4 protein-coding genes and 1 pseudogene are annotated in these 9,342 nt (G+C 65.4%); 3 read left to right on the forward strand and 2 right to left on the reverse strand.

Annotation, left to right across the window (positions count from 1 at the left end; all coding sequences use genetic code 11):
- The first annotated feature begins 111 nt into the window (after positions 1–111).
- From ACZ5K7_RS48105 to ACZ5K7_RS48115, 3 genes and pseudogenes are all read left to right on the forward strand, one after another.
- Positions 112–5,493, forward strand: coding sequence for a hypothetical protein (locus ACZ5K7_RS48105; RefSeq protein ID WP_468924911.1), 5,382 nt, complete (start codon positions 112–114; stop codon positions 5,491–5,493).
- A gap of 220 nt (positions 5,494–5,713) precedes the next feature.
- Positions 5,714–6,326 (forward strand): annotated as a pseudogene (locus ACZ5K7_RS48110) (transposase); the annotation flags it as partial.
- Positions 6,327–6,789: 463 nt separating this feature from the next.
- Positions 6,790–7,065 carry a hypothetical protein gene (locus tag ACZ5K7_RS48115; RefSeq protein ID WP_468924913.1) on the forward strand — a complete coding sequence of 92 codons (276 nt, stop codon included), beginning with the start codon at positions 6,790–6,792 and terminating at the stop codon, positions 7,063–7,065.
- Positions 7,066–7,073: 8 nt separating this feature from the next.
- On the opposite strand, the gene ACZ5K7_RS48120 is transcribed toward ACZ5K7_RS48115, so the two are convergent.
- Both ACZ5K7_RS48120 and ACZ5K7_RS48125 read right to left on the reverse strand, forming a co-directional pair.
- Positions 7,074–8,675 carry an ISL3 family transposase gene (locus ACZ5K7_RS48120; RefSeq protein WP_468924915.1) on the reverse strand — a complete coding sequence of 534 codons (1,602 nt, stop codon included), beginning with the start codon at positions 8,673–8,675 and terminating at the stop codon, positions 7,074–7,076.
- Between the two features lie 481 nt (positions 8,676–9,156).
- A partial coding sequence (locus ACZ5K7_RS48125) for a hypothetical protein (protein ID WP_468924917.1) occupies positions 9,157–9,342 on the reverse strand: 186 nt, incomplete at its 5' end.

Genomic DNA, 9,342 nt, shown 5'->3' on the forward strand with positions numbered 1-9,342 from the left:
CAGGGGGGTGTTGACGGGGCGGCTGATGCGGTGGTTGCGGGGTTGAGGGCTGGGTCGGGGGGCGAGGTCCGTGGTGTGCTGCCCGGTGGTATGCCGCGTCGTGGTGGCGGTGTGGAGGCCGCGTCGGGTGGGGTGCGTGGTGGGGTGGTGGAGGTTCCGGCGGACTTTGTTGCGCGGGTGGATCGTGCGGTGCGGGAGTTGCGTCTCTCGTCGGATCAGGTGCGTCGGGTGCGTTCGGTGGTGGGGGCTGCTGCCCATCGTGAGGGGTCGTGGCACGAGGAGTGGCCGGTCTATGCGGTGGCGCAGTTGGTGGCGAAGGCCCGATGGCACGAGCAGCATGTGCCGACGCTGGTGTCCATGGCCCGGCCCGGCCGTCAGCATGTGGCTGACGCGGCTGCCGCGAATCCGGTTCTGGCCGAGCTGATGCACCGGCATCCGGACCTGCTGGACGTACTCACCGACGCCCCCGGCATGCTCGAAAAGATGACAAGCATGCAGGCTGTCTTTCTGGGGGATTTTCTTTTTAATCCTGATACCGTCCGCACCCTGATTGCCAAGGACGGCAAAAGGCGCCCTCTGGTCGACGCTATCGAGAGCAAGAAGATATCTGTCGCCTACTTGCTGTACTGGTCAGATTTGATCCCGGCCCTTCAGAACGTCTGGCAACTCATCCAGGAAATGGCGGGTCCGGGCCCGGTCGCTCCCGCTCTCATAGCAAACAGGCCTCTCGCTGAGGCTCTGGTGCGACAGTTCCGCCATCAGGAACAGGACGCGAAGCGGTTCGCCGGCGAGTGGGCTCTTGTCAGGGCCCTCGAAGCGCTCCCAGAAATCAACTACGACGAACTGCTCGGCAGTGTGGAATTTCGGCGCAAGCTGCAGTCGCATGCCAATCAGGCACAGCTGTGGGGAAGTTCTCCCGACTTGCTCCGCGCAGCCATGAAGAATCCGGGTCTGATCGACGTGCTGGCACCTGGCAAGGTGCATTTGATTGATGTGCTGGAGAGTGTTCCGGGGTTTGCCAGCCGTCTTGCGGGCAATGTCGAGTGGGTGAGGGCTGCTGCGGCCAACCCGGCGGTGGTGGAGGTCCTTTCGCTCGATCCCTCGGCGTTCGACGCGGTCGGTGACGATGAGCTGGAGGGTGCGCTGCTGGGTGCGGTCGCTCCGGAGTTGCCAGCACCGGTCGCCGTCGATCCGGCAGCGTCTCCGCTGGAGCAGGCGCGTATGGCCCATCCGCCGCTGGCAGCTCTGCTCGGGAGAGAGCCTCATCTGGCTGTTGTGCTGAAGTCTGATGACGCGTTCACGCGTACATTGGCTGCGCATGGTGGCCTGCTGCGGTATCCCCATCACTTCCGCCGGCTGCTGAGCGAAACCGGTCGCGCACTGAGGCCGGCGGTGCGTGAGGGGTCTCCGCTGCTGGCCCCCCACCTCCTTGCCGCCGCACTGCGCTACACACAGGTCCAGGACTGGCTGCTCGTCGAAGGGCACGACACGCTTGTCCATGCCCCGGGCAACAACATGCGCCGTCGGTTTGCCCTCGATGCGCAGGACCACCCGACCGTGGGGATGGTGCTGTACGACTCTCCGACCCTCGTCGAGATCATCGACTTCATTGTGATGCCGGATCCCGAAGGACTTATAAACCTGTATCACGCGATCTCTACCAGCGAGCTGGCCTACCAGTACATGACACGCTCGGTCTACTTCAACGCACTGGCCGCCCGAGAGAATGACCCGAGTGCCTTCGTCACGATGGTGCTGCGTGACGATGCGGCTCTGCTCCGTCTGGCCGGTGATTACAGCAACATGCTGGACCACCTCAGTGGGAAGGCATTGGAGAATTTGCTGCCGTATCCGGGGTTGGTGCGGTATCTGGCGTCGAAGTCGGGTGTGGTCATGTCCGATCAGCACTGGCAGCGGTTTTTCGAGAGTGATGAGTTGCTTGCGGCGCTGGGTGAGCCCAGTGGTGAGCCGTTCCGGAATCTTCTGGCTTCGGCTCCTGAGGCTTTTGCCGAGGCGATCGCGCGGCCGGGTTTCGTCGGGGCGCTGAGGTTGCCGGAGTTCCGGGAGAAGCTGTCCGTACTTAACCGGGAGCGCACCAGTAGTAAGTCCAAGGCGAAGACGCCGCCGTGGGCAGAGAAGCTGATGGCTCTGGTGACGGATGGGAAGGTGACGGGTCGGCCCACTCTGTCGCGTGAGGGTGTGCGGCTGACGCAGCGTGATGTGGTGTTGGCGGGGTTGTGGCGTCTTGATCCGCAGGCGGACCGAGCTGTGTTCCTTGAGGCCGCGGGTGGTTCTGCGGAAGTCTTGGCCGGGTTGCTGAGTGTGGATGCCGAGGTGCGTGGTGACGGGCGTCTGCTGGAGAAAGCTGTGAGCAGTCCGGCTCTTGGAGCGGCGCTGCACAACCACCCGGAGCTTCCTGCTTTGCTTGCCGAACGGCCCCAGCTGCTCGACTGGCTGCTCGATCCCGCCAGGAGTCTTCTGCTCGCGATCACCCAAACGCCGGCCTTGATCGGGGCACTGCGCACCAACGACGCCCTCTACCAGCTCGTCGGGGAAAGCGCCGTTTCGACCCGCCTGATGGCGACACGTAAAAATCAGGCGCGCGAATTCATCGCCAACAGCGAGCTGGCGCGGTTGTTCATTGCAAACGTAGAACAGTGGCAAATGGTCCAGTCCAACGAGAGGCTGAACAGGGCGGTGATCAGCGCCGCACCTCTCGCCCGTGTCTTCGCTGACGACGATCCGGTATCCATGGAGTTCCTGTCCCGGGACGCTGAGGATCTACTCACGGTCTTCTCGATGATGTCGACTTTTCCTGACTACGAAGGGGTAGTGGCGGCAGCTGTGAGTGGCCCCTCGATAGCCCAGTGGCTGAAGCGCAATCCGGAGGAGGCCTTCACCCTGCTTGACCGGCCGAAGATCGCCGCCGTACTCAGCGACCATGCACGTGTGTTCACCAGCGTGCCGACGGTCGAGAAGTTCATGAAGGCGGACAACCTGCTGACGGAGCTGGAGAAGTATCCTCAGCAAATCGGTGTCGTGCTTAGCAACAGCAGCCTGCTCGAGGCGGCCACACGCGACCCCGGCCTGGTCAGAGCGCTGGGTATTGAGGGCGTTCACGACCTTCTGACACGGCGTCCCTCAATGCTTGGCCTGATGCGCCGATGGCCCGAGCTGACAGACATATTGGAACGGTCCACCACGGTGGGTCAGGCACTGAGACTGGTACCTGGCCTCATTGAGAGACTGTGGACCGATCACAAGCTGCGGGGAGAGCTTCAGACGGCACCTTGGGCCGCCGGCGTTCTTGCGCGTGACTACCGGATGTTGTCGGAACATGCGTCCGCCGACAGCGTGCTGTGGCGGGCCGTGGTGGCGAGCCCGCAACTGGCGGCAGCTCTTGGCCCCGGGCTGAAGAAGAGGTTGCGAAGACTGACGGGTCTGCTCGAGGCCGTCCCGCGAGTCGCTGAGATTTTCCTGAACACACCCCGACTCATGGAACTGGCAGTCACTCATAGCGCCACACTGGCGCACGTGCTGGAACAGCACTCGAGGGACGGGAGCCTGCCCGCTTCCGACCGTCTGCTGCGGGCGGTGGAAGAAGCTCTCACAACAGCATCGGCCGAGACAGAGCCAGCCGCAGCGCCCAATTCGGAACAACGCACAGGTGTCTCCGCGGCTACGGCACAGGCGGGTGGGCCAGTGAAGGGCAAGAGGGGTCGAAACGACCTGTCCGGACAGCGAGCTCACATGGAGGCTGGAGACCGAACTCGCGCTGGTACGGCGGAGCCAGGGCCGGAGGCGGTATGGGCTGCCGTGTTGCGATCCAATCAGGAGGCCCACCGTCTCCTGCTGAACCCTGAACACGCGGAGGTCCTGCGGGAACTGCCGGAGCGGCCCGACGTCTTGGCGTTGCTGTTGAACTCCGACATCGCCGACAACCTCAGTGTTGATCCGAGTTTGTGGCGAGAGTTGTCTTTTAGCGAGTTTTTGTCGTCTGCTGAGGGACGGGCGGAGGGGTTCGGTGGTGTTGAGGAGGCTATGTCGGGGTTCTTGCATCGGAATGCGTTGGTGTTGGAGGGGGGTGCGTGGGATCGGGTGCGGGGGGAGTTCGTGCCGGTGTGGGAGGCGCATCTGCAGGAGCGGGAGCGTCGAGCTGCGCAGTTGGTGGCCGAGGTGGAGCAGCGGCTGAGTGTGTTGCGGGTTGAGGAGCCGCAGACGTGGGAGCGCAGTGGCCGGGTGCATTTCCATCCGGTGTCTTTGGAGAGGGATCTGAGGTCGCGGCAGGATGATCGGGACATGCTCGATCGTGCGGCTTTGGGGACGCCGGGGCCCCGTGAGCCGCGGTATGCGCTGAACAGGTCTGTGCACTATCACCTGCCGAACGGTGGTGGGGCTTCGGCGGTGTGGGTGCTGGCTGAGGACGGCCGGGTAGATCTGCTGGTGATGGGGCTCGCGACCAAGCGGATTGGTGACGGTTATGTGTGGGGTGGGGGTGCCGCTGTTCCGGGGGCGTTGGATGTCGGTGTGGTGCGTAATCACCCGTTGGTGGTGAGGTCGCGGGAGTTGGTGGAGCGAGTGAAGGGGCTGCGGGCTGAGGTGTCTGCGCGCAAGGAAAAGAAGGGGAAGGGGAAGGGCAAGGCGGGGGTGGCTGAGGGTGTGGCGGTGTCCGCGGGTAGTGGTCGGGCGGAGGCCCGGCCGGCTGGCGATGCAGGTTTGGCGCGGCTGGCGGTTTTGCTGGGGGCTTATCATTCCGCGGTTCGTGATCACCGGTCGGCGCAGGGTTCTCGTGCGGTGGGTCAGGCGCTTGGCAGGCTGAATGACGTGCAAAGTGCGCTGCGTGGTCTGGGCCTGCTGGACGGTGAGCGTTCGGTGCAGGTGCAGGTGCTGCGGGCTGATGTCGGGGCGGTCATGGAGCCCGGTATGCGGCAGGCCTATGAGGATGCTGTCGCTGCGGGGCGTCCGGCTGAGGTGGTCGACCGACTTGCCGGGCTGGTCCGCCAGCACGAGACAATCCCACCGCGAGGAGCGCCCGTGACGCATGATGCGGGGCATACGACGCTCTCCCAAGACACCGACGATCAGGTTCGTGCACATGTTCGTCTGGCGCTGCGCCCCCTGCCCGGTGAGGGCGCCGCGGCGCTGGAGGCACTGACGGGCGTGCTGAGCCGGGGTCCCTCCGGCGCCCGGGCGATGGTGTGGGTCAGTGACCGTTACGTCTACGCAGCCAACGTCCGCGGCCGAATGACGTTCTACGGTGCGGACGACATGCCCGTTCCGATGGCCGATGTGCAAGGAACCCTGTGGTCCTTCGAAATTGATGAGCAGGGCAAGTTGCTGGCCCGTGAGCCGCACGTCGCGGATTCGAACGGGAATCCGATTGAATTCCCGCAACTGCGCCTCGGCGCAGACCTGTTCGACTTCATGCGGCGCTATGGGCGCGATGGCAGCGAATCCTTTGGCGGAGCCCAAGAGGAAGCTCCGGCCGACTGAGACTCACGTTGGTTGCCTATCTCGCAGAGCCCTACCTGCCTAAGCTTGGCGTTTAACCTCGCCGGGTCACCTGTCCTGCTGATCTTGGCTTCTTCCTGGGACAGAGGACGGCCGTTCTTCACGCTTCGAGGTGTCGAGCAACGTCGCGTGAAGGAACGGCCGCTGTGAAGAGTCTGGCCTCTGCAGGTCCCACTGACGCCGCGCTGAGCGTGCTGTCCACTTTCGTGTCGAGTTCTACGACTGCCTTTAAGGCCGTGCAGATGCGCTCTTTGAGTTGACCGACACAGTGCTGTGCGCCGATGGTCCGGTCACCTCGCTGGTCGAGCTGACGCTCACGGCCGAGCACCGGCGCGGGCACGGAGCGATGTAGGGACGCGGTCAACCACGGCTGGCTGGAACCGCGCCGGCTGCGCTGGCTGCTGGCCGCCACCCCGCTGCCTCGTGCTGCCGACGGCCGGATCGTCCTCGCGGTCGATGTGAGCAACTGGCTGCGGCCCGACGCTCCCACCAGCCCGGAGTTGCCGTTGTGCCACGTCTACGGGCGGGGCCGTAGCGCGGATCAGTTCATCCTCGGCTGGCCCTACTCCTTCGTCGCCGCCCTGGAAACGGGACGCACGTCGTGGACCGCCGTGCTGGACGCGATCCGACTGGGCCCGGCCGACGACGCCACCGCGGTGACCGTCGCCCAGCTGCGCGACGTCGTCGTCCGGCTTGTGCGGGCCGGGCAGTGGCGGCCCAGCGACGCAGACATCCTCATCGTCATGGACACCGGCTACGACGTCACCCGCTTCGCCTACGTCCTGGCCGACCTGCCCGTCGAGCTGGTGGGCCGGCCCGGCGATAAGCAGAAGGAGGATGCACAGGTCGAGGGACCGTTCACAGGGTCTTCACGTCGAGCTGATCGACGGGACCAGGATGAGGTTGTCCGCCGCGAGCTTCTTGGCCCGCTTCCGGACCCGGCGTCGCGACGTCTGTGCCGACGCCGGAACAGCGTCAGCCGGACCAAGCCGAGGCCAGAAGCAACCCACCCGGCGGGGATCCACTCGTCGGTACACCGGGGGGCGCGTCACCTGTCGCCGAACTGAAGTCGACGGTGCCGCCGGAGAACTCCGCCTGGCTCTGTTCATGTCGTAGAGCAGCGTTTCGACAGCAGTTTGGGAGGCGCCTGCCCGCCTCCGATGTTCACGAGAACGGGTTCTGGCTCACTTTCCGTGGAGAGCTGACTGAGTGTGATGTCGGTGGTATGTGGTGGGATGGCCGGACTCTGCTGTCCTGACCTGCTGGGAGACCGCATTGATGCCCGTGTACTCGTCTCTGACCCACGCCCTGGCCGCGGCCTTGGTCGATGTCCTGTGGTTCATCGAGGGCAGTGAAGACGAGCAGATGGATCCGGACGATGCCGTCAAGGTCTTGGAGGGCGTCGCCCACCTGGTTAGCCAGCTGTCGAGCGACCAACGCAGCGAACTGATCGGTCTGCTCGGGGCGATGGCTGAAGCCGAGTCCGACCCCGCGCGGCGGGAATTCCTGGAAGGGTTTCCGGAAGGCTTCGGCCTCGTTGATGATGCGGTCTGACCTGCGCATCACGAGTAGAGCAAGACGCGCTTGCGGAGAAGACGAAAGCCGGCTCGGCCGAACATCTGGCGTTTGAGCATCTTGATCCGGTTGACGTGTCCTTCGACGACCCCGGAGCTCCAGGGCAGGGTGAGGCCGGCGATGACTGCATCGCGGTCACGGTCGATGCCTGCGGCGAGCGTATGGAGGCCGGGGAGGTCATCTTGCCGGACGGCATCAAGCCACTGCGGCAGCCGTTCGCCCTGGCGCTCGGTGAGCATCTGCCCGAAGGAGCGGACGTGGCCGGTGAGGGCGTCCAGTTCAGGGCAGTGGACCAGAATAGCCTTGAGCCGAAGGTGCTCCGTCTCAGTGAGGGTCTCCGGTCGGCGGAGGATCCATCCGGCGACGACCCGGGGTGACGGTGGCCGAGCCGTGACGGGGCCTGGCGAGAGCCGCTTCTCACGGAAATAGGCGCGGACCCGCTGGTAGCTGCCCTGATAGCCGAGCGGCACGATCTCCTCCCACACCCTCCAGGCGTTCGTGCAGCCTTGGTTCCAGCGGTCATCCAGGTAGGGCTTGAAGGCGTCGAGTTTGGATGGTCGGCCCTGCCACTGCCCCTGGAACAGTTCCTCCGGGGTGGCTGCGTCAGCGAGGAGCTTGACGGTGCGGGAGGTCATACGGAGTTGGCGGCCGATCGCCCTCCGGCTGAGCCCGGCGGCCAGCACTTCGTGGACGGTCGCGTGGTTGGTACGGGTGCGGTCGGCGAAGCGGTGTCCCCTCGGCCAGGGCGAGCCGGAGGGGTCTTGGAACTTCTCCGGCTCGGGGGCAGGCTGGGCGGGATCTGGCGCCAGGACCTGCAGGCATCCGCGGTGGTCTGCGACGCACCGCTCTGCAGCCTCGCTCAGGTTGTGCCAAAGGTGCCACCGGTCCGCGACCTGCACCGCCTGCGGTGCCCCGGCCGTGGCACCTTCGGCGAAGAACGGTGCCCGGTTGCGGCAGACCACCTCCACCCCGGGCCGTTTCGCGAGCCAAGCCGCGAGGCTGGACGCCTTCCGGTCGGGCAGCAGGTCCACCGGACGTCGGCTTTCGACGTCGACCAGGACAGTCCCGTCGTGACGCCCTTTGCGGGTCGCGTACTCATCGACGCCGACCACCCGCGGGGCTGGAACTTCGGGGTCGGGTAACGCTTCGACCAGCCTGAGCACCGTGCTGCGGCTGACGGACACGCCGAAGACGCGTGCCAGGCGGGCACCGGCTCGACCGGCGAGCGCGAGGCCCACCGCGGTCAGCGTCGACCGCAGGCGCTCGGTCCGCCGGCCGTACCGACGGGTCAAGCCCGGTAGCTGTTCGGCGAAGGTCCGCCGCCCGCACGAAATGACCGGGCAGAGGAACCTGCGGACGCGTAAACAAAGAGCGACCCGTCTGCCTCCGCTGGGCACATCAGCGGGAAATCGCAGGTAGGAGCTGTGAATCCGCCGTGACCAGATCCCGCGTCCGGGACATACGGCCCCGGGCACCGTGCTTCGGGCCTCTATACGGACCGCCTCATCGTTCACGGCCACGGACAGCACCGCCACGTCGGCGATCGACGGGAACAGCAACTCCTCCAGTCGGAGCACCATTTCTTTCACGGGCTGAACTGTCAGCTACACCGCACCCGGTACGGGCCCGTTCCGGGCAACTTCGCCAGGGCCTACTCGCCCCACAACCGTCACGCAGCGTGCATGCTCCACGGAAAGTGAGCCAGAACCCGAAGTCGTGAACAAAGCCACAACGGGCCTCGGTCTGCACGGGAGCTCGGACGGCTCGGGCGTATCAAGAGGTCACCGTGCGGCAGGCTCGCACCACCAATACCAACGAGTGATCAAAGGCCGGTGTTGACGCTCGACGGCCCCGGACGTCGCCGCTCTGGCTGGAGGCATCAAGGCCCAGACCAGCACAGGCGTCCCTCCAGTGTCGACGAGCACCAGTGCTCGTCGACGGTGGTGGCGGCCCCGCTGCACCGCATGTCGCTGCTCTGCCTTGAGACGTCGCCCGCCAGGGCCTCTTGGGGCATCCATACGGCGCCCACGCGACCGCCACCACCATGAGCACCAGGACCGCGCACGCTGTCTAAAGCGAGGCGTTGCCCGCCTGGCAGCCACGAGGTGTCGCGGTCCGGCACTCGAATGCTCCTGGAACTACCCCTCGGAACGCCTTACTCATGGTTTCAATATGAGTTGAGTCCATGCTCTTGCTGCGATCGATCTCGGTCGGCAGGCTGTGCGGGTGCGTGTTGATCTTGTTCCTGACGCTCTC

The organism is Streptomyces sp. NPDC031497 (assembly GCF_055580905.1).